Source organism: Mesorhizobium sp. B2-4-13 (genome assembly GCF_006658535.1).
Classification (GTDB): domain Bacteria; phylum Pseudomonadota; class Alphaproteobacteria; order Rhizobiales; family Rhizobiaceae; genus Mesorhizobium; species Mesorhizobium australicum.
The window spans coordinates 62,441-87,050 of record NZ_VFVB01000003.1 but is presented as its reverse complement, the minus strand read 5'-3'; the positions used below and the strand labels follow the sequence as shown (position 1 = coordinate 87,050).

Here is a 24,610-nt window from a genome sequence, read left to right as displayed (position 1 = left end):
TTGCAGGCAGTGGCAGCGTGCGCGGTCTTGCGTTCTATGGAGCAACGCGCCAACGATGCGGCTCTCGATGAGCCGCTTCTGTTGGCAGCGGTCACCGCCGCCGACGATGGCCGTTTAGCCGGCCATGCTTCCAGAATCTCCACAAGGACTTTGAACGAGCTCGTGATAGCGCGGGCGCTACGTGTCAGCCTTGCCGACCAGCGGGCTAGAATGGCCGCCTTGCTCGGAGACCTGGTTAGAATTCGTTTGGAAATCAGAGACGCCGCCGCCGTCCACGCTCATATAAGAGGCACCGTGGGCCTGTGGCTTCAGGAGCTTCGCTTCCCGGACCAAGGACGACCAATTGAGCCCTAGCAGGGCTATCAGTTCGCGGGCGTCTTTTTCGCTGACGCTGGTTTCCTTGATCAGGCGATCAATGAAAGCTGTCTTAGGCTCATCCATGGCGAACTCCCCGAAGAGTCCGACGTAACCGCGAATGCCTACCCTACGTTCCGGCGGAGCGGCGTTAGGTATGAAAACGTACAAAGCCGTGGGTGCGTTTGTTCCATGGGCTGCGGTTTTGATCGCGCCTTTGGCAAACCAGGTTCTGCTCATTCGGATTTCACCGCCATCCGGAACTTTTGGCTGGGATAAAAGTTCGGTGGGCAACATCAGCTAGGTAGCCATTTTGTCCCCCTCTTCGTCCTCGGATGTACTTATCCGCAAGCTTCAGACCATCTCGGACATTCGAGAAGCTGAAATCGCGGTTTTGAAAAGCATACCGATTCAGGAGAAAGATTTTTCGGCCAACCACGACTTGGTGCGTGAGGGTGACCATCCTGTTTACTCGTTTGTCGTCCTGGATGGTTTGGTCGGGTCCACCAAATACACAAGCGAAGGAAAGCGACAGATCACGTCTTTCTTCGTGGCCGGGGACATTCCCGATCTGCACGGGCTGCATCTGTCGGTCATGGATTGTAATTTCTCGACCATGACGCCGGCCCGAGTGGGCTTCATGCGACACGATGTTCTCCGCAGCATCTGTGACCAGCACCCTCGCATCGCCACCGCTTTCTGGCGGTCGACGCTGATCGACGCCGCGATGTACAGGGAGTGGGTCACCAACGTTGGAAGACGTGAGGCTTACACCCGCATGGCTCACATTTTGTGCGAACTCATATTTCGCTTGCGGGCGGTGGGACGCATTCAAGATCACATTGCGGATATTCCCATAACCCAAGCCGCACTTGGCGACGCATTGGGTCTGTCAACGGTCCACGTCAACCGAATGCTTCAGGAACTACGACGTGAAGGCCTGATCGCCACCACGGGGTCGAGAATGCATGCAATCGACTGGCCCGGCCTCACTCACGCAGGGGATTTCGACACGACTTACCTGCATCAAAAGAACCCGGCAGATTAGTGGTGACGGAAGCTCTCCCATGGCACGATTTTTCTTTGACACCGGCGATCGCGATTTGGTCTTGCAGGATGAGATAGGTGTCGAATGCGCTGGCCTAGAAGAGGTGCGCCGAGTCGGATTCGAGGGCCTTATCGATCTTACGAGAGACGCATTGAAAAGCGTCGACGGCCAGAAATTGTTTGTCGAGGTGCGTGATGAAAATGGCGACAAGGTTCTGCGGCTAAGCCTCTCGCTTCAGATCAAATTGATGAGATGAATTCGGCCGATTTTCGCGCCATTATCGGATCAGCCCCCCACCCAACCAGCTTCAACATGCCCATCGGACGGGCATCGAGCCGACATATATCCAAAGCCGCGAGCCATAGATCACTCAGCGCTCGGTCATGGAGTAGATCCATGAATGCAAGCGGGTGGGCGCTTTAATCTATGTAAGTGCGCCTAGTCGGCGACCGGATTAATTGGGTCTGTGCGTGCCGGGGGACAATGCACCCTTGCTCGCACGCAGGACCCTGCTGATGACGGGCCCGAGTATCAGCCTGGAGCAAAACATGACAATTGTCGCTGCTTGGACCCTTCACCCCACCAGATCAGACCGACACGAAAGAGGTCCCATGTCTCTGGAGGATCGGTGTGATGGCTGAACACCGTCGCAAGCTCGAAGCTTCCGATCCGGCGCTTGTGGAGCAGACACAGCCCGTTACCTACCCTGGCGGCTCGTCCTTGCCAGGTTCTGGCGAACAGACGAACCTGGTCGATCTTGTTCCCGCATTGCGGGCATTCGCACGTTCGCTCAGCGGCAGCATCGACGAAGCTGACAATCTTGTTCGAGAAACATTGGTCAAAGGGATTGCAGATCTCGATGGTCTTGATGGAAGCAGGGTAAAGCCCTGGATCTTCGCCACCATGCGCAGGGCTTCCTTGGCCAGGCTTGAAGGCACAGCCCCCCAGGCTCGAGGGTCGGCGAGTTGCTTGTCGGAACCTTTTGCCACCGACACACAGGAACAGATGGAAGCCGGCCCCAGGGTAGCGCGTGCCATTGACCTCCTGGCGGATCCGGAGCGGCAGGCCATCGTTCTGGTTTGCATGCTCGGACTGTCCTATGAAGACGCCGCCGACATCTGCGATTGCGACACAGCCACCATCAAGGGCCGGATACAGGATGCGAGGACAAGAATGGCTGTCCTGTCGGGCGTCCCGGCGGAAGCCACGCCTGAAAAATCGAATTGACGGTGAGCAAAGCGGCCGTGTTCAAGGCAAAAAATTCGGGATGCCTTTCAGGCAGCCACACATCGCTTGCCTTGAGGTGGCCCATAGCTCAACCGCAGGTTTGTTATGCATGACAGGGAACCATGAGGGGATCCGCCGAGTTCGACCCTCGGACAAGTTCGGGTTCCCAACATGGAAGAAATCGGCAAGGCGCAACAGAAGGCCATAGCCCGTCTCATACGTCAGTGGATTGCATCGGACGCCAGCCGTCGCCAGCTTCGCCAGTTGCTGGACCTACCGACCGATGCGGACATGCCGCGCGAGCATCGGTCGTTGCTCGACGAACTCGACCGAAAGCTCGACGAATAAATGCATGCTTGCCGAGACACGGACGCTCAGTCGTCATCTTCCCAGCGGCTGCCGGGACAGCTGTTCAAGCTCGTTCTCGTCCGTGATCCCGGCTTGGTAGTAAGCAAGGATGCGCGATGCGCGCCGTTCTCTCTCGGCTTCAGTCTCGTTCTTGAGATTGCTGCGTGCAAGAACACGGCTCAGTACGGCAAGTTCCGATGGGGTATAGGCATCCCTATGCATTTCATCCCGCCCATGCACTGCAAGAAACCTACAATAAGGATTCTCCGGCGCGCCCTAACGCTGGTCGGGACAGAATGTTCCATGGATTTTCGTGGAAGGAGAAAAAGCTTATCAGCGCTAGATGTGAGTTTCTGGGCCTTGCCGAGCGTTTAAAAGCTGCGAAACGGCGGTTATGATTTGCGGCAGAAAGAAGGGCTTGGTGATCATAATGCTGTTGGGCACTCCTTCCGCTCCCCAGTGTACCGCGCTGTCGCCGCTCATATAGACAACTGGGATGGTCGAGTTGGACCTACGCAAATGCCGGGCGATCTCCCACCCCGATTGTCCCGGCCCCAAACGGATGTCGGTGAGCACGGCCTTGAACCTGGTGGGATCGGGGTCGAAGGCCGCCAGCGCCTCGGCAGCATTTCGAACGCCGACGACCTGAAAGCCAGCCTCCTCCAAAGCTGACTCGAGGTCGAGCAGTATCATCGTCTCGTCTTCGACGATCAGAACAACGCCATCGCTCATCCGGGATATCCCCAAGTCGCCACCGCTACTACGATCTCGGCGTCAACTTGGTTCCATATGACACGCATCGGCCTGTTGTCACCGCGACCTCGCGGCGGAGTCATGTGAAGCCCGCCTCGGAAAGCCGAGACGGGCTGAAGCTGCTTCGACAGCCTCGAAGGCCAAGACAAGGGAGGATTGTAGGCCCGCGACCGAACCTTGAAGTGCAGCGAATGTTCCTCTGGATGTAGGCTCTTATTCGATTAGCCTCCGCGGCAGCCCGCCTCCAATGCGGGGCATTTCGTTTTTGCTCAAGATTTCTCCTGATCTCCAGAAGCTTGCTGGATTTCCGTCATCACCTGCCGGGGATCGACATTCTCGGCCAGTTGCGGCAGCTCCTGATCGGCCGGTGTGGAGACATTGAGGCGCTCCGTCAAAGCAGCCACCATTTCGATGAGCCTCGTGGTTTCGTGCTCGTTGAGAAGGCTGATCTGCAGATCCAGCTCCGCTCGGCGCTCGCTGTGTTCGGCCATTCTGTTTTGGTTGATCAGCACGAAGGTGGACAGGAAGATCGCCTCGACCGAAGCCACCATGGCCAGGATCACAAAAGTTGGGTCCCAGGCTGGGACGGCCGGTATCAGGCCAAGGTTCGCAAGGATCCAGGCGATCAGAATTGCGAGATGCAAATAGACAAAAGGCATGCTTCCCGCGAAGCGCGAAATGATGCCGGCAATTCGCACCTGAACGCCTTGGTGCTCCTCCTGTTGTCGCCTGTGGTCGACCAGAGCCTGTATGTTCTGCTGAAGGACCGACTGCATGTCGGCGGGATGCTGATCGTTCATCTTTTGAAAGCCCGGTTTGGCGGCCAATGTCATCCGAGCGTTGCTCATCGCCCGCCAGGCACGTCCGGCGAGGCTGTACCGCCTGAACTCGCGGGCTCATGGCCGCCGGTCTCTTCAGACGAGGAGTGTCGTCCTGCAATCGTGTCCACCATGGCGATCACCGCCCCCGGGGCGCTCTGATGAACCATATGGCCGGCGCCCTCAACGACGTCGAGGAGGGACCCACCAACCTCCGCATGCAGGCGTCGTGCCTCCCCCTCGGCGTCGAACAGCCGGTCTCCAGAACCCGCCAGGATGCCTGTCGGGACACCAATGTCCGTGTAGCTGGCCTTCGTCAGCAGGGCCGCCGCCAGCATCGATGCCGATTCCGAACACACCGCCCGCAGTTGGGAAGGGCGGCTGGCGATATCTTTTGCGAGAACGGCGAAGTCGGCAGCGACATCCGCTGGGTGGAAGATCTTCTGCATCGTCCAAGGCCAGGCAAGCCTCACAAGCACCGGCAGCAAGGTGTGGCGAAACGCGGTGCCGACGAATGGCAGAGCCGGGAGGGCGGCCAGCGCAAGATCAAGCCGCGGCGGCGGATAGTAATAGCCGGAGACCAGCACGACGCCGGCAACCGAACGAGAATGCCTGCGCGCCAATTCGAGGGCTACCCAAGCGCCCCACGAATGTCCAAGCACGATGTAGTTCTCGATACCCAGCCTGCCGGCGGCGGCATGTATGAGATCGGCTTGGTCGCGGGCAGACCACCGCCGGCCGCGCGACCGCGTGCTTCGCCCGAAGCCCGGCCGATCAAATGCGAGTACCCGATAGGTTTTTGCCGCCTGATCGAAGATGCCGCTCGACTTGAAATCCTGTGCCATGGATCCGTTTCCATGCAGCAGAATGAGCGGCATGCCGGTGCCGGCTTCGATAAAATGCAGGCGAAGACCGTCAACCTCCATGACATGGCCGTGCGCCCGGCCAACAAGCGCACGTTTGGCGCGGGCGTGATTGTACCCGGCAAGTGCCGATAATGCGGCGATGAGCAGCACGGTCGATAGCTTCGGTCCATCCCTGTCGAACGCCATGCCCATGCCTGCCAGCAACTGCCCTGCCCGGTGCCCTGCCTGCCCAAACCTTCGGAGTGGCGGCTTGTTCCGCTGGACAAAGACGACGCTTTGTAGCCAGCTCAAACGGCCTAGGCGGTAAGCTCTCTATGGGCATGGGACGCGGCGATGGCAGCTTGTCCAAACGCGACCGCAATCTGATTCAGCGCTTTCACAACGTCGCCGATGGCGTACATGCCGGCGACGGAAGTCTGCTGGTGCTCATCGACCGTGACGTAGCCCTCCGCGCAACATCTCGCGCCGACGGTCAGGGCGAGGTGCGAGCGCACCTTGCATCCCAAGGCCGCGTAGACTGCATCGAAGCGGCAGGTCGCTCCATCCTGCAAAATCGCCGCGCAACCGTCAGCAGCCGGGCTGAGCCTGTCGAGAGTGTGACGGATGACTATCCCTCTTTCGCCCGCCGCGCGACGCGTGCTGGTTGAAAAGTCCGATGCATGGGTCCCCAGCATCGTTACGTGTGGTGTGAATCGGCTGAGGAAAATGGCCTCGTGCAAGGCTCTGTCACCCTGCCCCACGACCGCTATCTTCCGGTCGATCACCTCATATCCGTCGCACACCGGACAAAGCCGAACGACACCGGCCGCAATTGCCTCCGCCAAGCGGGGCAATTCGGGTGTCGTGTCGACAATCCCGGTCGACAGGAAAACCTTACGCGCGCGGATTGCGCCGATCGAGGTCTCAGCATCAAAGCCTCCCTCGCCAGCGGCCAGCGAAAACACCTGCCCCCGCATCAAGGTTGCTCCGTACAAGCTCGCGTGGCGGCCAAGCCGATCGAGAAGGTCGGGGCCACTTATCCCTTCGGGAAAGCCCGGACAGTTATGGCTTTTCGGGATCAGAGCGGCACGGGGCTGGCCGGCATCGACCACCAGCACGCGATGGCGAAAACGGGCGAGATATTGGGCCGCAGTCAGTCCCGCTGGCCCGCCTCCGACGATCAGCACATCTTCAGCGTCGGCGAGCGGGTGACCGGCATGGCTTTCACCGCAGGTTTGCTCCATCAGCGGCGAACTATCTGGTTCGTTCGATGTTCCAGCACGACACGCGGAGAGACCGCATAAGCCCGGCCGGCTTCAGCCGCAGCCAGAGAGCTTCGATCTCGTTGTCACACCGGTCCTGCTCGGCGTCGAAACCTTCTTACCGCTTCGGGGTTAATCCTGACGGACAAGGTGAGCACCTGCGAAACACAACCGCTGACCTCGTCCTCAAACGACGTCGGGCGGCTGGCAGGCCATGAATGATATGAGTGAAGAGCTGAGGCCGCCGACAAAGGGCGCTGCCGAACTCGCTCAAACGGGGAGCGCCATTTTATGAATGGATGCCTCAAGGCTTCAGATGATCCGGGTCGCTACCTTTAACGTAAACGGCGTCAACGGTCGATTGCCGGTTCTGCTCAAATGGCTGGGTGAGACGCACCACGACATCATCTGTCTCCAGGAATTGAAAACATCGGACGAAAAGTTTCCTGCCGATGCCATCAGCAACGCCGGCTACGGGGCGATATGGCACGGACAGAAGTCGTACAACGGCGTAGCCATTCTCGCTCGGGGCAAGCAGCCGCATGAGCGTCGGCGCGGGTTGCCCGGTGACGCCGATGACACGCATAGCCGTTACATCGAGGCGGAGATCGACGGTCTCGTCGTTGGTTGCCTATACCTGCCCAACGGCAACCCGGCGCCTGGTCCGAAGTTCGACTATAAGCTCCGCTGGTTCGAGCGGCTGATCGACTACGGACGGCTCCTGATCAAGGACGCGCCCGCCAGCCTGCTTTGCGGCGACTACAACGTGGTGCCGGCGCCGATCGACGCCGCGGTTCCGGCACGATGGCTGGGCGACGCCGTCTACTTCCCGGAGAGCCGACAGGCTTACGCCGACCTGCTTGCCGATGGCTGGACCGACGCCGTCAGGCTGATCCGTCCCGAGAGAGGCGTCTATACCTACTGGAATTTTTCCTATCGGGGCGGTTACGACCGCAGTTCCGGCCTTCGCATGGACCATCTTCTCGTGAGCCCCTCGCTCACGAACAGGCTGGCCGGCGCGGGCGTGGATGAGACGGTACGGGGATGGGACAAGCCAAGCGATCACGCGCCAGCCTGGATCGAACTCGACTGGCCCCGGTGAACCGAGACATCGGGCTTCAGCCAGACCGCATGACGCCAGGTTCGTCCGCCTCTCTTAATCGTTGCGAATCCTCGGGGGCGGCGACCAGATCCTGGAATCCAAGTGTGACGACGAGATAACCCGCCTCGTCGTAGACTTTCGTCACCCAGCTGGTCGGGTCCGCGCCATCGATAATTCCGCGCTTCGCCTCTTTGATGGCCTCATCCCGATCAGCCATGTCGGCGAAGATTGCAGGCTGGGACATGCCTTCGATAAACTCGAAGCGAAATTTCGGCATCGATCCCTCCTGTCGGTGGTGATAACGGATCGGCCATTGCTGGCAGGGTGACGGTCAACGCCACCGTTTCGAAAAGGATGCACCGATTGTGCGTGCCTGAACCGGAGGTCAGGCAGCGTTGCTGGCTTCCGTTTGCCAGTCGTCCTGCCAACGCGCGCGCACGGCAATCATCAGCATGGCCGATTCCGTGATCCCGGTCTGGAACAGCCTGATCAGCTCTCTCGCGATGGAGTGAGCCGCCGCTGTGTCCGGCAAAATGGCAAACTCCTGGCACATCGCGTCGAAGACCGCGCGAAGCGTGTCCAGGTCATTCGGGTAGAGGGTATCCGTGCGAATGGGTCGGTCAAGCATCAAGCGTCTCCAAACGAGCGAGAGTGCGATGGTCTCCCAAGCAGCGGAGCCCGTTACATGCCCGCTGACCTCTCGCTTATGCGGCACAGCGCACGACGTGTCGCTAACCTATGATGGACCGAGGCAAGTTCGCGCACAAAAGATCCAATTGCGTATAGCGACGCGGCTAGCGCCACGCCCAATGGAAGCCGCACGACCGTTGGAGCCGCGAGTGTTCTAAAGTTCAAGGCGACCAAAGGGACATCGTAGATGTTTCTTGCCGTTCAAGCCGCGTCTCGTCGTGTGTCACTCAAGGTGTTCGCGCGAACCGCCGGCCTGCCCGTCAAAGAAGCGTGCGGGCCGCAATGGAACTCTTGGCCGTCAACTGCATTATCCAGTCCGGGCAAAACGGGGGCGATATGGGGGTCACTTCAGGCGATCGTCAATCTGAACTGCAGCGCTTCGAGCTGTTGGCGGCGCTGGGCGACCGGATTCGCGAGATTACTGATCCTGCCGAACTGGCCCACGCTGCCGCGGAACTGGTAGGGAGACATTTCGATGTCAGCCGAGCCGGATACGGCACGATCGATCTTGAGAAAGAAACCATCACGATCGAGAGGGATTGGAACGCGCCAGGCATCAAAAGCCTGGCTGGGACCCTGAATTTCAGGAACTACGGCTCGTATATCGAGGACTTGAAGCGGGGCGACACCGTTGTCTTCGAAAATGCCGAGACAGACCCGCGAACAAGGGATCATGCAGAGGCTCTCAAAGCCATCAGCGCCCAATCCGTCATCAACATGCCGGTTACCGAGCATGGCGGTTTGGTGGCGCTGCTATACCTGAACCACTCCGCGCCCAGACGCTGGGCCAAGGAGGAGGTTGCCCTTATTTCGGAAGTGGCGGACCGGACGCGTACCGCCATCGAGCGGCTTCGCGCTGAGCGAGCGCTGCGTGAGAACGCCGAACGCCTGGCTTTTCTCGACCGTCTTGGAAGGGAGATTGCCCTCGCGGCCGACGCCGACGCCGTCATGGCGATCACCACTCGTCTGTTGGGCGAACATCTTGCCGTCTCGATTTGCGCCTACGCCGACATGGAGCAGGATCAGGACCATTTCACCATCCGTGGCGACTGGAGCGCACCCGGCTCGCCCAGCATCAGAGGGTATTACAGTCTTACCGATTTTGGTCGCCTGGCGGTCACCAATCTCAGCGCCAATCGGCCGCTCATCATCAACAACAACCTCGAGGAAATTGCACCCGAGGAGGCAAAGACCTTTCAGGACATCGGCATAACGGCAACCATCTGCATGCCCTTGGTAAAACAGGGCCGGCTGACCGCCCTGATGGCCATTCACGACAAGCAGCCCCGCGTCTGGTCACAGCGCGAACTGTCCTTGCTGACGGAGGTGACGGAGCGGTCCTGGGCTCACATCGAGCGCGTTCGCTCGGAACAGGCGGCCCGGGCCAGTGAGGAGCGCCTCCGGCTCGCCACGGACGCAGCCGCTATCGGGACCTGGGACTACGATCCCGTCACCAAGGCGCTGCGGTGGGATGACCGGTGCAAAGCCCTTTTCGGCCTCCCGCCAGACGCGGAGGTAACATATGAAAGCGCGTTCCTGGCGGGTATTCACCCAGAAGATCGGGCCCGCGCCGACGAGGCCGTACGCCAGGCGCTCGCGCCGGGCACGTCTTCCCGCTACGACATCGAATATCGGACGGTCGGCTTGCACGACGGCAAGGAACGCTGGATTGCGGCAGCGGGCGAGTCGCTTTTCCAGTCAGGGCGCGCGGTCCGCTTCATTGGTACCGTCATGGATATCACCGCGCGAAAGCGGGTGGAGCATCAGCTTCAGATGATGAACGTCACCGCTGCCGCGGTAGCGGCCGAGCTCGACGTGGAGCGGATTGTTCAAACGGTAACTGATGCCGGCGTAGCGCTGTCGGGCGCACAATTCGGAGCTTTCTTCTACAATGTGATCGACGACAAGGGCGACAGCTACATGCTCTACGCCCTGTCGGGCGCACCTCGCTCCGCGTTCGAAAATTTTCCAATGCCTCGCAACACGGCGGTGTTCGACCCCACTTTCCGCGGGACAAGCGTGGTGCGCTCCGACGACATCCTCGCCGACCCCCGCTACGGCAAGAACTGGCCCCGCAAGGGAATGCCGGAGGGCCATCTGCCAGTGCGTTCCTATCTTGCGGTACCGGTCGTCTCGCGTTCGGGAGAGGTGCTGGGCGGCCTCTTCTTTGGTCATGCAGAGATCGGCGTCTTCGCCGAACAGCAAGAGAAGGCCTTGCTGGGGCTTGCGGGCCATGCCGCGACGGCAATCGACAATTCTCGACTGTTCAAGGCGCTGCAGACGCTCAATGGCACCCTTGAACAACGTGTCATGGACGAAGTCGCCGAACGCACCAAAGCAGAAGAGCACCTGCGGCAGGCCCAGAAGATGGAAGCTGTCGGACAGCTTACCGGTGGCATCGCGCACGACTTCAACAATATGCTGGCTGTCATTATCGGCGGACTGAACCTTGTGCAGCGCAAGCTCAGAAACGGCGATACCAACGTCCACCAGTTCGTGACCGGCGCGATCGATGGAGCCCAACGTGCTGCAGAACTTACCAAGCGGCTGCTTGCCTTCTCCCGCCAGCAACCTCTGGCGCCCAAGCGCCTGAATCCAAATCGCCTCGTCTCGGATATGAGTGAATTGCTGAGCCGGACGCTTGGGGAGACAATCCAAATCGAGACCGTGCTCGCCGCGGGACTTTGGCATGTGGAAGTCGACGCAGGGCAGCTGGAAAGCGCGTTGCTCAACCTTTGCGTCAACGCGCGGGATGCCATGCCCGCTGGTGGAAGGCTGACCATCGAGACATCCAATGCCCATGTCGACGACCGGTATGCGAGAGAAAACGCAATACCCTCCGGCCAGTATGTGATGATAGCTGTCACGGACACCGGAACCGGCATGACTGCTGACGTGTTGGCCAGAGCCTTCGATCCGTTCTTCACCACAAAGGGGGTTGGCAAAGGCACCGGGCTGGGGCTCAGCCAGGTTTATGGATTTGTTCGCCAGTCCGGCGGCAGCGTCAAGATCTATTCCGAGCAGGGTATCGGAACCACTTTGAAAATCTATCTGCCGCGCTCGCACGGCGACGTGGTCGACAGCCCGGCCGAGTCCGTGGCGGGCGAGCACCCCGGCAGTGAGGACGAGATCATCATGGTTGTCGAGGATGAAGATCGCGTCCGGCTGATGGCTGCGGAGGCGCTGCGGGAACTGGGCTATTCCGTGTTGGAAATGCAAGGGCCGCGGGACGCGCTGGCGGCCGTCGCAAGCGGGCAAGTGCCGTCGCTTCTGTTCACTGACGTCGTCATGCCGGAGATGTCCGGCCGGGAACTGGTGGATCAGGTCAAGAGCATGCACCCGTCGCTAAAAGTGCTCTACACCACCGGCTACACACGAAACGCGATTGTACACAACGGCACACTTGATTTTGGAACGGAGCTTTTGACCAAGCCCTACACGATTGACGAATTGGCAGAGAAGATCCGTAAGGTGCTGGATCGCAAGTGAATGGTCACTGCCCGAGGCACACCAATCCCTCTCCGCTTCAGTTGCTTTACGGGACGCCGCGCTTGGGCGGAATTGATGCCTTCGGCAAGACAACTGCCGTACCGCAGAGGCTATTGGGGCTTCGTGCACCCAACAGTGAAACCTTTTCCCTACTCGCAGCTTGTTTGCGACACCGGAGGAAACGATCGTGTCAAGGCGAGACGGAGAAATGGGGGATCAACCGACCAAGAGGCGTCGTACACGTCCCTTGAAGGGCGAGGACGCGGAGGTCCGGCATGTCGTCGAAACGCATGACCTGTCGCCCGCTCAGGCAAGGGAGCTGGTACGTCGCCACGGCAACGATTGGCGCAAGATCGATGAGGCGGCGAAGTCATACAAGGACAGCACCTGACGGAAGCCTCCAGGTCTCTCGGGAAGACGCTAAATCCTATTTACAGCAGCGGCTCATCTCGCCTGACAGGCTTGTTCGAGAGCCCGCGATTTCCAATTGAAAAAGAAAGCCCACTGCCTCGGGGGAGTGCAGCGGGCGATCGGCTAGGAGTTGAGGGGACATCTCCACGCTGGGTAAACAACAGATCAACAGCGGATCGGTTCCAACGCTGCGCCCGTGGCAAGGAAACCCGACGCCTAATCTCTTTCCGTGCCTTGTTCATCATCAGAATGATCGATGAATTCCCCCTCTTGCAAGCTCATAACCGGGTATCAACCGTAAACCCAGGCAAGCCATGCTCCCGGCGTATTTGAATGCACCAGCAGCGGATCAGGACCATCACCAGGATTCTCGGCCCTCCCGCAGATGGATAGACGTCCCGGCCTACGCCCTGGATCAAGGTGGCCCGGCGCTGCGCCTTCATCAGAAGTTGGGCCCGGCATTTGCAGATGTCGGGATTGCCGATCAGCTCAAGAAAGTCACGGCCCAATATTCCGAAAAAGCCGCTGTGCATGACGGCGTGAATCAACTGTCGTACTTCGAGCTTGCAACTGCCGTCGAAGTCCTGTCCCGCCGGATCGCTGCCGTCGTTCCCGTGGGGCAGCCGATCGGAATTTATCAACCAAACTCCGTCTGGTACATCGTTGCTGTCCTGGCGAGCATGGCGGCGGGAAGGATTTCGCTTCCCCTCAACGCCCGGGACCCAATCGCCCGTGTCAACGAGATTGTCGGCGTCGCGCGGCTCCGCGCCATTCTTGGCGTTGGACACCGGCATGCGGGTTTACCCGAGGACATCCGGTGGATCGATGTGACTGCCAGCCCCGAGTCGACGGCGCCGCTGTCATCGACGCAATTGCCTGCCGTATCCGTCGATGCACCGGCGATGGTTCTTTACACGTCTGGCAGCACCGGATCTCCAAAGGGCATAGTCAACAGCCAGCGCAGCCTGCTCTGGCGGGTGCATCAATATGCCGATGCGTGTCACATCAATTCCGACGATGTCTTTCTCCCCTTGACCGGGCCCGCCACCATAGCCGGATGTCGAGAAATCCTGACTTCGGTCCTGTGCGGCGCCACTTTGCATATGGTCGACGTGGAAGCGATCGGCCTGCGTGCGGTTCGCGAGCGAATGCAGCAGGTTGGCGCGACGCTTACTTACCTCGTGCCCGCGCTGCTTCGCGCCCTCATGGCCAATGCCCCCGCCGATGCGTTCGGGTCGCTCAGGGTGGTCCGCGTCGGCGGCGAGAAAGTGCTTTGGACCGACATTGCCCTTTTGCGAAAGGCGATTCCTGCTCATTGCCTCGTACAGATCGGCTACTCGTCAACCGAGACGACCGGGTCACAATGGTTTCTGCCTCGCGTTCAACCAAAGAACCAAACGTCCGTGCCGGTCGGCCGGCTCTTGCCAGGAATAGCTTTTGCGATCGTCAACGAGGACGGTGACAGCGTACCGCGGGGCGGAAGCGGGGAACTCGTCATCAAGAGCCCCTACGTCTTGCTCGGCCACTGGGAAAACGGCACCGTCATCCCCGCCGAGGCGGACCCCGATGATCCAAGTCAACGGATATTCGCGACCGGCGATCTCGTCCAATTGGACAATCGGGGCCTGCTGAGGATCGTCGGCCGCAAGGGGCGGCAGATAAAGATCAACGGTCGGCGCATCGAGCCGGCCGAAGTCGAAAGGATCCTGCGCTCCGCCTCGTCAGTCGAGGATGCGGTGACGATCGTGACCGAGGCCAACGAACTGGTCGCTTTCGCGATCCCCAGGAATTCCGCCGGTCCGGCCTTCGCCGACGACCTTCGCCAGCTGCTTGCAAAGACGCTACCGCCGCCACTGCGGCCGCTTCGGCTCCACAGGGTAGAGGACATTCCGCGCCTGGCGGGCGGAAAAATAGATGTGGCGAAACTCGGGAAAATGGATCTTCTGGCCAAGAAGCCTACCCAAGTTGCCGATCCACCGATTTCAGGCAGCGATCTCAAGGCCCATCAAGCAGTGCAGAATGCCTGGACCAGGGTCCTCAACACGCGGGCAGCCGTCGGGCGATGGGATGAAGCGGGAGGGGACTCGCTGAAGCTGCTCCACTGCGTCATGGAGATCGAGAACGAAATCGGCCAGGAACTGGATCTTGAGGCATTTACCGTCGGGATGAGCGCCGAAGCGATGGTCAGCGCGGTCGCGTCCGCACAAGCCGGCAATGCGCCCGATCATGTGCTGGAGCATGATCGGCCTTTTCTCTTTCTGTTTCCCGGCTCCGTGGGCTATGGGCCTAGTCTTGCAGCCTTCGCCTCAGCCATGGGCAAAGTCGCAACGGTCCGTCCGATAAGATATCCCAGCCTCGCGACCATTCTCAGCGGCCAGAACGATCTTGCCGCCATGGTGGACGCCGCGCTTGAACAGATCAACCGCATCCAGCCGTCGGGCCATGTAAGGCTTCTCGGCCACTCGCTCGGCGGAGCCGTCGCATTCGAAGTTGCCGTGCGCCTGCTGAAGGAGGGAAGGTCCGTGAAGTTTGTCGGTATCCTCGACACCAGCCTGGCTGGCGAGCGGAGCCGTCCCTGGGAGACAATCACCCGCACCTTGCGCCGGGTCCGATCCAACCGCATGTCACCCTATCGAATGGCTTGCCGTGTTTTGGCGAAGCTCACGGTCAAGGTCGGCCAGGAAGCTCGTCTTGCCCAAGCCATCGACCACTTTTCCCGAGGACAATTCAACGCAACCAGCTTCCGCATCAAGCTGGAGTTGCAGGAAGTCTTGCGTGCGCAGGCCTTCTTCCGTTGGTTGGAGCAGCCAAGAACGGTGCTCCCGATTACCGGAACGCTGTTCCGTTGCGCGCGACCGGGAATGCCTCTTGCCATCGGATGGGATCGGGTGTTCGCGGACCTGCAGGTCATCCCGATTGCCGGCAACCACATTGATCTGGTCGTCGAGCCTCACATCGGCGTCAATCGTCCGCTGATCGAGGAGGCGGTCGCTCGCACTTATTCGCCGGCCGAGTCTTCAACCATGAAAGGCAGCTTCGCGTGACTTCGCGGTTCGGCAAGGATGTTCTGGCACTGGATGCGGCCGCGGAGGTCGACCGCATCGTAGCATCCGTGCGCGAGCAGGTATTGGTCACGCTCCGCCGGCGCGGAGTGGTGGTCGGGCTCTCAGGCGGCATCGACAGTTCGGTGGTCGCGTCGTTGTGCGTGGCTGCCTTCGGCAAGGACAGGGTGCTCGGGATCTTCATGCCGGAGCGTGACTCGTCCGGGGACTCGCTGAGGCTGGGGCGCGTTATCGCCGGTCAGCTGGGCATCGACACCATCGCCGAGGACATTGCGCCGGCGCTCGACGCCATCGGCGCCTATAGCCGGCAGATAGAGGCCATTCGCACCGTTGTTCCGGACTACGGCGAAGGGTGGAAATGCAAGCTGGTGCTGACCTCGGTGCTTGAGAGCAAAGGCCTCAATATCACCCGTCTCACCGTTCAGGATCCCCAGGGGAAGATCGATACCGTGCGCCTGTCAGGAGCGGCCTATCTGCAGATAGTGGCCGCGACCAATTACAAGCAGCGCATTCGCAAGATGACTGAGTACTATCACGCGGACCGACTCGGCTATGCGGTGGCGGGCACGCCTAACCGGCTCGAATATGATCAGGGTTTTTTCGTCAAGCAAGGCGACGGAATCGCTGACCTGATGCCGATCGTCCACCTCTACAAGACGCAGGTCTATCAACTGGCGGAATATCTCGGTGTGGACGGGGAGATCCGGCGCAGGCCGCCGACGACCGACACCTTCTCCATGGCGCAGAGCCAGGAGGAGTTCTACTTCGCCCTGCCCTATCATCAGACGGACCTATGCCTCTACGGCGTGAACCATGGCATCTGCGCCGATGATGTCGCTGATGTTGCCGGGTTGTCACCAGACGAGGTCCAGAAGGTCTTCAAGGATATCGAAGCCAAGCGTCGAGCGGCGCGCTATCTGCACGCCCAGCCTTTGCCTTCGGTGCCAATGACGGTGGACTGAACGGATGTGCGGGATCGCCGGAATTGTTGCGCTGAGCGCCACTGCCCCACCTCCTTCGCGGGAAGCGCTGTTGCGTATGGTGGGCGCGCTTGCACACCGCGGACCCGACGAGCGGGGGCTGTATCGCGACCGACGCGCGGGTTTGGCGCATGCCCGCCTGTCCGTGGTCGACCTGCTGCACGGCCAGCAGCCACTCGCCGACGTCAGCGGCCTGACATGGATCGTCTTCAACGGTGAAATCTTCAACTACGTCGAATTGCGCGACAAGTTGATCGCGCTTGGTCACCGCTTCCGCACGCATAGCGACACGGAAGTCGTGCTCCACGCTTACCAGGCCTGGGGCCAGGCCGCCTTTGAACGGATGAATGGTCAATGGGCAGTCGCGATATGGGACTCTGCTGCCGGCCGCCTGATCCTGTCGCGTGACCGCTACGGCATCTGCCCGCTGTATTATTGCGAGCACGGCGGCCGCGTCTTCTTTGCAAGCGAAGTCAAAGCCATTTTCGCTGCGGAAACAGCGATTCCTCGCGCCTTTGATCCGACAGGAATCGATCAGACGTTTACATTCTGGACGGTGATCTCGCCGCAGAGCGTCTTCGAAGGCGTCAAGGAACTGCAGCCTGGACATATCCGGCTCTATGAGGGTGGCGTGGCCCGGGAGGCGGCTTTCTGGGAGCCGCATTATCCGCGAATTTCCGGTTCCGAGCCTGAATGGTTCACCGGCTCGTGCGACGATGCCGTCGAGGCGATCCGCGGTGCGCTCGAAGCCGCGACGGCGCTGCGGATGGTGCAGGCCGACGTGCCGGTGGGTTGCTATTTGTCCGGTGGGCTCGACAGCTCACTTGTCGCGGCGCTTGGGAGACGTTTCGCGGGGGAGCGCTTCCAGACATTCTCCTTGCGTTTTGCCGACGAGGAATACGACGAGACCTATTTCCAGCGTCTGGTTGCCGCCGCGACCGCGAGCGAGCACCACGAGGTGGTGATTTCCCGCCGCGACATTGCAGCGGTTTTTCCCGAGGTCGTCTACCATACCGAGCGGCCAATCCTGAGAACGGCACCGGCACCGCTCTTCGTTCTGTCCAAGTTGGTCCGCGAGCGCGGCATCAAGGTTGTGCTGACAGGGGAAGGCGCCGACGAGATGTTCGCCGGCTACGACCTTTTCCGCGAAGGCAAGGTTCGCCGCTTCTGGGGGCGTCAACCTGCTTCGAGCCGGCGTGCGCGACTGCTCGAGCGTCTCTACCCCTATCTGTCGCGCTCACCGGTTCACCAACAGGCCATGGCGCGACAGTTCTTCGGGCGCGATCTTCATGCCTGCGACAGGCCCGGCTTTGCACACGACACGCGGTGGCGCACCACAAGCGCCATCAAGCGCCTATTCTGCCCCGACATGCGCGGCGCCTCGCAGCACCGCAATGCAGCCTCCGAACTGCTCGCCCCTCTCCCCGCCGAATTTTCGCGATGGAGCTTCCTTGCCCAGGACCAGTATCTCGAAATCCGAACGCTGATGTCGGGCTACCTGCTCTCCTCGCAGGGCGACAGGATGCTGATGGCACACTCGGTCGAGGGGCGCTTCCCCTATCTCGACGACGATGTCGTGGCGCTCGCGAATTCGCTTCCGGATGCTTACAAGTTGCGCGTCCTCGACGAAAAGCACGTGCTCAAGCGAGTGGCGCAGCCGATCGTGCCACCGCAAGTCGTTGCCCGCACGAAGCAGCCCTACAGGGCGCCAAACGCGCTTAGTTTCGTTGGTCATGATGCACCAGACTACATTCGCGAAGCACTGTCGGACACGGCATTGCGCGCGGCAAATGTCTTCGATCCGAAATCGGTGGCTTTCCTGCTTGGAAAGTGCCGGTCCAAGGCCGGCGACGGCGATCTCTCCAACTCCGACAACATGGCACTGGTCGGCGTGCTGTCGACCCAGCTTCTGCATCAGCAGTTCATCGCGAGCCGCCCACGCGGAGCGGACAAAGCCGAGCTCAGGATCGACGTTGATCACGAGCAGCGGGAAAGGGTCCTGGCATGATGCACGGCGCCGTACCACTCCTGCAGGACTACCTCATCCATTCCGCCGGCCGGCTTGGCGGCAAGGTCGCGTTGGTGGCCGGCAAGCAACGCGTCACCTACGCGGAGATCGATGAGCGCTCCGACAGGATCGCGCATTTCCTGGCCGCGGCCGGCGTCGAGCGCGGCGACCGCGTCATGATCTTCGCCGACAATACGGTCGAAACCGTCGTCAGCTTCTGGGCGGTGCTCAAGGCGAACGCCGTGGTCTGCATCGTCAACCCGCTTACGAAAAGCGAGAAGCTTCATTACCTGCTCAACGATTGCCTGCCAGCGGCGCTGATCACGGACAGCCATCTGCACTCGATATTCTCCCAGCCGTCGCGCGACTGTCACTCGCTGCGGGCGGTGATTGTCTCTGGGCCGGTCGACGAGGCCGAGTTCAACCGATTGCCGCACGCCGTGCGTTGGGACACGATCATCGAAGGACCTTCTGTTGCGCCGCCGCGCAAATCGATCGACATCGATCTCGCCGCCATCGTCTACACCTCCGGATCCACCGGCGAACCCAAGGGGGTCATGTTGACGCACGGCAACATGACTGCCGCGTGCGCATCGATCGCCTCCTATCTGGAGCTGCGTGAGGATGAGGTGATCCTCAACGTTCTGCCCCTCGCCTTCGACTACGGGCTCTATCAGATGATCATGGCCTTTCGCACCGGCGCACGGCTCGTCCTCGAGCGCTCCTTCGCCTTTCCGGCGCAGATCCTTCAGGTCATCAAGGACGAGCAGATCACAGGTTTTCCGGGCGTGCCCACGATCTTCGCGGCGCTTGCGGAACTCAGATCGCTGAAGAGCAACGATTTCGCGAGCATCCGCTATGTCACCAATACCGCGGCCGCCCTGCCGCTCAAGCAGATTGCCATGCTCAGGGAGCTGTTTTCGGGCGCACGCATCTATTCCATGTACGGCCTCACCGAATGCAAACGCTGCAGCTATCTGCCGCCCGACGATCTCGGGCGAAAGCCCCTCAGCGTAGGCATTGCCATTCCCAACACAGAAGTGTGGATCGTCGACGAGAGTAGCAGGCGGGTCGGTCCGGGCGTCGTTGGCCAACTTGTAGTTCGCGGCGCAACGGTGATGAAAGGCTATTGGGGCAAGCCAGAGGCCACGGCAAGGAAGCTGAAGCCGGGGCCGCTGCCGGGCGAGCAGGTCCTCTACACGGGCGACTACTGCCGGATGGACGCTGAAGGCTATTTGTACTTCGTCGGCCGTGGTGACGAGATCATAAAATCACGAGGCGAAAAGGTCGCTCCCAAAGAGGTGGAAAGCGTGCTTATGGACGTCCCTGGGGTGAAGGAAGCCGCAGTTATCGGTGTCCCCGACGACCTCCTCGGGCAAGCGGTCAAAGCATTCGTCGTCATCGAGCAGGGAAGAATTGTCGGCGAAAGGCAGCTCCTGATGGAGTGCCGGAAACGGCTGGAGAATTTCATGGTGCCAAAGACCATCGTCATCGTGCCCAGCCTGCCGATGACCGATACCGGAAAACTCAAGAAAGCGGCCCTGTCGTAGATTGTTTCAGAAGCGCGATCGCAAGTCGCCTTTGCAACGGAGGATGGATTAGATGGATTCCATGATATCGGCCGCGGAAAGCGACGACATTCATATCAACCAGATCCGCAGCTTCCTGGCCTCGAATTTCTACATCGCGGACGTCAAGGCGCTATCCCTCACCGCATCATTGCTCGATCAGGGGATCGTCGACTCGACCGGAGTGCTCGAGGTGATCGGGTTCATCGAAGAGACTTTCGGCATCACAGTGGAAGACAGTGAACTCCTGCCGGAAAACCTCGATTCGATTCAAGGAATCGCGCGGTTCATCGTTCGCAAGAAGAAATGATCTGGCGCAAGAAGCAATGATCTGGACGGTCAGCCCAGTACCGGCCGAACGCAATCATGCCTGCCGCCTGGCCTCTGCCAGGACCACCCGCACTTCGCCGGCATGGTTGGCGAAGGTGCGTATCTGCTCGTAGCCCTTGCTGCGCTCCAGAAGACTTATGACTTGGCGGTCCTGACCAAGCCCCACCTCGAACAGCAGGACGCCGCCTGGTCGGAGGTAGCGCAGCGCGTCCTTGACGACCCGCATATGAATGCTGAGCCCATAAGGACCGGCCGCGAATGCCTCTCGCGGCTCAAGCACGACCAGATGGCGGCGATCACCCTCGAGCCGCTTCTCCGAAATGTAGGGCGGATTGCAGACGATGGCATGAAGAGTGCCGTCGAGCTCCAGTCCGGACACGCCTTCGAACAAATCACCCTGATGCACTGAAATCCGGTCAGTCAAGCCATGATGAACGACATTTCGCCGCGCCGCGTCGATACAGCCGTCGGTAAGATCGCAGGCCCAAACTCGCACGGATTGAATATGGCTAGCGATCGCGCAGGCCAGGTTGCCGGCGCCACAGCACATGTCGACGACACGCGGCGCCGGCAGATCCATTGCGCGCAGGACATCTACGGCAATGGAGCCGAGCAGCTCTGTTTCCGGCCGCGGCACCAGCGCACCGGGCGCAACCAGGATCTCCATTCCCATGAAGGTGATGCTGCCTTTGTTGTAAGCGCCGGCGACGCTGATCTCTTCGCTCACGACCGTTCTCGCAACGACATCGAAGATATTGCCGCTGCCGGCGACGCCGGCAGGGATTGTCTATTGCACCGCCGCGCTTTCGAGCGCGCTGCTGAACCTGACCTCGATCGTATCACCCGGCGCCACCGCGGTATCCTGGTCGGCCGGCTGCTTGCGCCATTGCGCATCGACGGAGCGGATGATCGTCACCTGGGCCCGCACGGTTTCGCCGCCGATCGGCTGCGGCAAGGCGGATGCTCCCTGCGGCTGCAATTTCTGGCTGACCGCGTGCAGCCTTGCGGTGATGTCGGCAAGGCGCGCCTGTGTATCCCGCAACTCGTTCAACAAACCGGCACGCCTCTGGTTGTCATTGCGCTCGATCTGCCTTGCAAGATCATCCTGTTGGCGCCGAGCCCGCATGAGTTCGACCGAAGTTTCAAGCGCACGGCTCGAGGACAGAAGCACCGCGCGCCGGACATCGGCGAGCCGGTTGTTGGTCAGGTTGCCAGCCTTGAAGAGCTTGGTCACCTGCGCCAAATCCTCTTCATCGGCCTTGACTCCATCGGCTTCGTCCTGCTCGCGCTGGAGCAACGCCTGGACCTGGGTCGCTGCATCCTTGGCGCCCTTCTCCAGAAAGCTCTGCTCCTGCCCGAAATTGTCCAGCGAGAGCTTCAGCCCTTCTGCCTCGGCCTGCGCGATTTCGGTTGCGAGGGAAGAAGACAGCGGAAAGCCCTGGGGGGCCTTCATGTCGAAATCGAGCTGCTTTTGAAGTTCGGCACGTATGCGCGCACTGTGGAAATAGTCCTTGATGTATTCTCCCCAGATCGTCTCATAATCGCGCTGCAGGTCCGTTGGGTCCGGCCCAGCCTGGTTCGCCCGTGCACGCAAGAGGCTGAAGCCGCCGGCGACGGCTATCGCCTGCCGAACCGTCATGAGCGGACGAAAGGCTTGCTGCCCAGGAGCGAGCACTTCGCCAGTCACGTAGATTGGACGGTATTCAGCGATGATCGCCGTCACGTCGCCGGGCCTGACGACCGCCACCTGCTCACGGCCGTCCGGCATGCGTATGTGGTAGATCTTGGTCGGCAGGATCGCCTGCAAGCGCGTCTGAAGTTCGGACGGGGTCAGGCCAGCGACAGGCACCGTGCCTGCCTCGGCGAGGACGATGGTGCCGTCCATCTGCACCACCGCACGCTGCGTCCGCTCGGGAAGCGAGGTGATTGCGATCTCGATGGTGTCTCCGGGCGAAATTCGATAGATCGTCGCATCGGCTGCCGCAGCCATCGGCAGGGCGCAAAGCATCGCAAGTGTCGCAAGGAAGAATCGGCTAAGGTTGACCATTCGCGACAATCTCCTTCTTGTCCTGGTTTTCGGGCCAGTCGACGCGGGTGACGAAGTCGTAAACCGGTCCACCGGCCACGCCCCAATTGCTGGACCAGATCACCTGTGTGCCGTCCGGCGAAGGTGACGCATGCGTCTCGCTCCAGTAGTCGAAGGGCGCGTTGCGGGTCTGCACGATGCGCCAAACTTCGCCGCTGCCGTCGATGCGCAACGCGATGACTTCCCGTGCATATGGTGCCCAGCCTGGATTGGCCGATATCTCCTCAGGGTTGCCGCCATAGGTCAGGAAGACCCAGCCGGGCCGCTTCAGAGCACGCGACGATGCATGCTCTGCTTCGCCGTATCCGGTCAGGGAGGTCACCTTCCCATCGGACAATCTTCGCTTGATCACGTGATACTTGTCGGGGCCGGATTTGCTGATGCCAACATAGACCTCGCTGCCGTCGTCATCGAGCGTAAGGTCTCCGTGGCCGGGGCGGTGATGGTCCGTCCACCTCTGTCGCAAGGTGCCATCGACACTGAAAATGGCCCTCTGCTCGGTGCCGTCGGCCAGGTTTTGAAAGCAAAGGATGTTCGTCCCGAGCGGGGAGATGGTGCAGGAGCTGGTGGTTCCGGGAACCTGAGCGAGATCGATGTCCGGGAATTTGAATCGATCCGCGAGATCGAAGGCGAACACCACGGCTTTTCCATCCGCGCGGACAGCGCGGACGGCTATACGTTTGCCGTCACGGCTTGGATTGCCCTTCGACGGCCCGAACTGCAGATCGTGGTATTGAGCCGTGACGAAGACAACCTCTTCGTGGTTTGTCCTTGGCGCCCATGTCGAGATCTTCCGATCCTCAACGCAGATCATCACGTCTGCGTTTCGAGGATGCCATTCGCATTCACCGCCTTTGTCGCGGTGGAATAGCGGAGCATATGTCTTGCCGTCGAGGAAGCACAGCCCGTTGCAGCCATTGGCCAGCACGAGCAGGCTCTGGTCCGCATTCCAGGCTTGAGCGCTCGAATAGCGATGACTGCAATATTTCGTCCCACACACGACACCTCCCCCAAGTGCGCCGGGTTTGGTGATGCGCATGAAATTCGTGCCGAATGCCGGATCTGTCGCGGGATGCAGATAATCTGGGAGATCCATCGGCATTGGCGCGACGAACGTCGTGGACATGCTGTTTCCCTGGCTGTCGGCCGCCCGCAGCAGGACAGCAAAGGCGATCAGGAGCAGTGTCAATGGGAGTGGGTAAAACCTCATGTCATGTAGCTCATTTCGCGACGTACCCGACCTTCGCCGAGGCGCGCCCGCCACCAATCGATGGTTCTGGCCAAGCCGTGGCGCAAACTCGTTTGCGCAGTCCATCCGGTTTCACGTTCGAGCCGTGATGAATCGGCCAGCAGAGCGCGAACCTCGGAGTTTTGCGGCCGCAATCGACTCTCGTCGCGGTGAACGGGCTTCTTGCAGTTGCTCAGTTCGCGCACGAGATCGAGCACGTCCGATATGGTCACGGCACGCTGGCTTCCAGCATTGTAGGCATGGCCGAATTCGAGTGTGGCTGAACCCGCGCTCAGGAAGGCAGCCGCTGTGTCCTCGACGAAGGTCAGGTCGCGGACCGGGCTGGTATCTCCCACCATGATCGAAACACATTTTGGATCGAGCGCCTGCCGGATGATTGTCGGTATTATGGCTCGTTCGCTTTGTCGCGGTCCGAATGTATTGAACGGCCGGAGGATCACGACGGGCAGGTCGAACGATCTGGCATAGGACTGCGCCATCATGTCGGCGCCGATCTTGGACGCCGAATATGGCGATTGTCCCTGAAGAGGATGGGACTCGCTGATCGGCATGCTGAGCGCCGTGCCGTAAACCTCACTGGTCGAGGTGTGAATGATCCGTTCCGTCTCCCATTGGCGGGCCGCTTCAAGGACATTCAGCGTCCCCATGATATTGGTTTCCACATAGGACTGGGCGGCCGCGTATGAGTACGGGATCGCGATAAGCGCAGCGAGATGAAACACGACGGCTTGGCCGCGCACGATCCGGTTCAGGAATGCACCGTCGCGTACATCGCCTCGAACGAGTTTCAGATGACCTCTGATGTCGTCTGGCAGATCATCCAGCCATCCATGACTGTCGAACGAATTATAGAGGGCCAATGCGGTCACCTCGGCACCGTTGCGGACGAGTGCCTCGGTCAGGTGCGATCCAATGAACCCATCCGCGCCAGTGACCAGAACTCTCTTGCCATTGTAGCTCATAACCAGGTGTTCCTTCTT

At 60.4% G+C, this 24,610-nt stretch carries 23 protein-coding genes; 11 read left to right on the top strand and 12 right to left on the bottom strand.

Annotation, left to right across the window (positions count from 1 at the left end):
* Positions 1-177: 177 nt before the first annotated feature.
* Positions 178-594: a hypothetical protein gene (locus FJ936_RS30475; protein WP_041163349.1), complete on the bottom strand. Its 417-nt coding sequence runs from the start codon at positions 592-594 to the stop codon at positions 178-180.
* Between the two features lie 73 nt (positions 595-667).
* Between FJ936_RS30475 and FJ936_RS08455 the strand changes: the two genes are divergently transcribed.
* From FJ936_RS08455 to FJ936_RS30470, 4 genes are all read left to right on the top strand, one after another.
* A complete protein-coding gene (locus tag FJ936_RS08455; RefSeq protein ID WP_015316416.1) occupies positions 668-1,402 on the top strand; it encodes a Crp/Fnr family transcriptional regulator in 735 nt (244 codons plus the stop codon).
* 19 nt (positions 1,403-1,421) lie between these two features.
* Positions 1,422-1,658, top strand: a complete 237-nt coding sequence (locus FJ936_RS08450) for a hypothetical protein (protein WP_015316415.1) — start codon at positions 1,422-1,424, stop codon at positions 1,656-1,658.
* Between the two features lie 377 nt (positions 1,659-2,035).
* Positions 2,036-2,629 carry a sigma factor-like helix-turn-helix DNA-binding protein gene (locus FJ936_RS08445; RefSeq protein WP_140790229.1) on the top strand — a complete coding sequence of 198 codons (594 nt, stop codon included), beginning with the start codon at positions 2,036-2,038 and terminating at the stop codon, positions 2,627-2,629.
* 171 nt (positions 2,630-2,800) lie between these two features.
* Positions 2,801-2,977 (top strand): hypothetical protein, encoded by a 177-nt coding sequence (locus tag FJ936_RS30470; protein ID WP_157163632.1) that lies wholly within the window; start codon positions 2,801-2,803, stop codon positions 2,975-2,977.
* 33 nt (positions 2,978-3,010) lie between these two features.
* Here FJ936_RS30470 and FJ936_RS30700 read toward each other — a convergent pair whose 3' ends face one another.
* From FJ936_RS30700 to FJ936_RS08420, 5 genes are all read right to left on the bottom strand, one after another.
* The gene (locus tag FJ936_RS30700) at positions 3,011-3,199 is read right to left on the bottom strand and encodes a hypothetical protein (RefSeq protein ID WP_015316413.1); all 189 of its coding nucleotides are present in this window, start codon (positions 3,197-3,199) and stop codon (positions 3,011-3,013) included.
* 117 nt (positions 3,200-3,316) lie between these two features.
* Complete coding sequence (locus tag FJ936_RS08435; protein ID WP_140790227.1) at positions 3,317-3,709, bottom strand: response regulator; 393 nt, start codon at positions 3,707-3,709, stop codon at positions 3,317-3,319.
* 290 nt (positions 3,710-3,999) lie between these two features.
* Positions 4,000-4,530, bottom strand: coding sequence for a DUF1003 domain-containing protein (locus tag FJ936_RS08430; RefSeq protein ID WP_041163348.1), 531 nt, complete (start codon positions 4,528-4,530; stop codon positions 4,000-4,002).
* A gap of 44 nt (positions 4,531-4,574) precedes the next feature.
* A complete protein-coding gene (locus tag FJ936_RS08425; protein ID WP_246680431.1) occupies positions 4,575-5,606 on the bottom strand; it encodes an alpha/beta hydrolase in 1,032 nt (343 codons plus the stop codon).
* A 104-nt stretch (positions 5,607-5,710) separates the two neighbouring features.
* Complete coding sequence (locus tag FJ936_RS08420; protein ID WP_140790223.1) at positions 5,711-6,637, bottom strand: NAD(P)/FAD-dependent oxidoreductase; 927 nt, start codon at positions 6,635-6,637, stop codon at positions 5,711-5,713.
* 334 nt (positions 6,638-6,971) lie between these two features.
* Between FJ936_RS08420 and xth the strand changes: the two genes are divergently transcribed.
* Positions 6,972-7,757: an exodeoxyribonuclease III gene (gene xth, locus FJ936_RS08415; RefSeq protein ID WP_015316408.1), complete on the top strand. Its 786-nt coding sequence runs from the start codon at positions 6,972-6,974 to the stop codon at positions 7,755-7,757.
* A 16-nt stretch (positions 7,758-7,773) separates the two neighbouring features.
* Here the strand turns inward: xth and FJ936_RS08410 are convergent, their stop codons facing one another.
* Both FJ936_RS08410 and FJ936_RS08405 read right to left on the bottom strand, forming a co-directional pair.
* Positions 7,774-8,034 carry a hypothetical protein gene (locus FJ936_RS08410; protein ID WP_015316407.1) on the bottom strand — a complete coding sequence of 87 codons (261 nt, stop codon included), beginning with the start codon at positions 8,032-8,034 and terminating at the stop codon, positions 7,774-7,776.
* A 108-nt stretch (positions 8,035-8,142) separates the two neighbouring features.
* On the bottom strand, positions 8,143-8,385 hold the full coding sequence (locus FJ936_RS08405; protein ID WP_015316406.1) for a hypothetical protein: 243 nt from the start codon (positions 8,383-8,385) through the stop codon (positions 8,143-8,145).
* Between the two features lie 398 nt (positions 8,386-8,783).
* On the opposite strand from FJ936_RS08405, the gene FJ936_RS08400 reads away from it, so the two are divergent.
* From FJ936_RS08400 to FJ936_RS08375, 6 genes are all read left to right on the top strand, one after another.
* The gene (locus FJ936_RS08400) at positions 8,784-11,936 is read left to right on the top strand and encodes a GAF domain-containing protein (protein WP_141906593.1); all 3,153 of its coding nucleotides are present in this window, start codon (positions 8,784-8,786) and stop codon (positions 11,934-11,936) included.
* Positions 11,937-12,661: 725 nt separating this feature from the next.
* On the top strand, positions 12,662-15,391 hold the full coding sequence (locus tag FJ936_RS08395; protein ID WP_141906363.1) for an AMP-binding protein: 2,730 nt from the start codon (positions 12,662-12,664) through the stop codon (positions 15,389-15,391).
* Positions 15,388-16,371, top strand: coding sequence for an NAD(+) synthase (gene nadE / locus FJ936_RS08390; RefSeq protein ID WP_140614629.1), 984 nt, complete (start codon positions 15,388-15,390; stop codon positions 16,369-16,371). Before FJ936_RS08395 ends, nadE begins: the two co-directional genes overlap by 4 nt.
* A 4-nt stretch (positions 16,372-16,375) precedes the next feature.
* Positions 16,376-18,397, top strand: coding sequence for an asparagine synthase (glutamine-hydrolyzing) (gene asnB, locus FJ936_RS08385; protein WP_140790219.1), 2,022 nt, complete (start codon positions 16,376-16,378; stop codon positions 18,395-18,397).
* Positions 18,394-19,947 (top strand): AMP-binding protein, encoded by a 1,554-nt coding sequence (locus FJ936_RS08380; RefSeq protein WP_181171265.1) that lies wholly within the window; start codon positions 18,394-18,396, stop codon positions 19,945-19,947. The genes asnB and FJ936_RS08380 overlap by 4 nt, the downstream gene beginning before the upstream one ends.
* A gap of 61 nt (positions 19,948-20,008) precedes the next feature.
* Positions 20,009-20,275 (top strand): acyl carrier protein, encoded by a 267-nt coding sequence (locus FJ936_RS08375; RefSeq protein WP_023771446.1) that lies wholly within the window; start codon positions 20,009-20,011, stop codon positions 20,273-20,275.
* 54 nt (positions 20,276-20,329) lie between these two features.
* Here the strand turns inward: FJ936_RS08375 and FJ936_RS08370 are convergent, their stop codons facing one another.
* The 4 genes from FJ936_RS08370 to FJ936_RS08355 are packed head-to-tail and all read right to left on the bottom strand — an operon-like array spanning position 20,330 to position 24,592.
* The gene (locus FJ936_RS08370) at positions 20,330-21,022 is read right to left on the bottom strand and encodes a class I SAM-dependent methyltransferase (protein WP_140790217.1); all 693 of its coding nucleotides are present in this window, start codon (positions 21,020-21,022) and stop codon (positions 20,330-20,332) included.
* A gap of 60 nt (positions 21,023-21,082) precedes the next feature.
* Positions 21,083-22,342, bottom strand: a complete 1,260-nt coding sequence (locus tag FJ936_RS08365) for a polysaccharide biosynthesis/export family protein (protein WP_140790215.1) — start codon at positions 22,340-22,342, stop codon at positions 21,083-21,085.
* Positions 22,329-23,591: a hypothetical protein gene (locus FJ936_RS08360; protein ID WP_140790213.1), complete on the bottom strand. Its 1,263-nt coding sequence runs from the start codon at positions 23,589-23,591 to the stop codon at positions 22,329-22,331. Before FJ936_RS08360 ends, FJ936_RS08365 begins: the two co-directional genes overlap by 14 nt.
* A complete protein-coding gene (locus tag FJ936_RS08355; RefSeq protein WP_140614634.1) occupies positions 23,588-24,592 on the bottom strand; it encodes an SDR family NAD(P)-dependent oxidoreductase in 1,005 nt (334 codons plus the stop codon). Before FJ936_RS08355 ends, FJ936_RS08360 begins: the two co-directional genes overlap by 4 nt.
* Between the last annotated feature and the right edge of the window lie 18 nt (positions 24,593-24,610).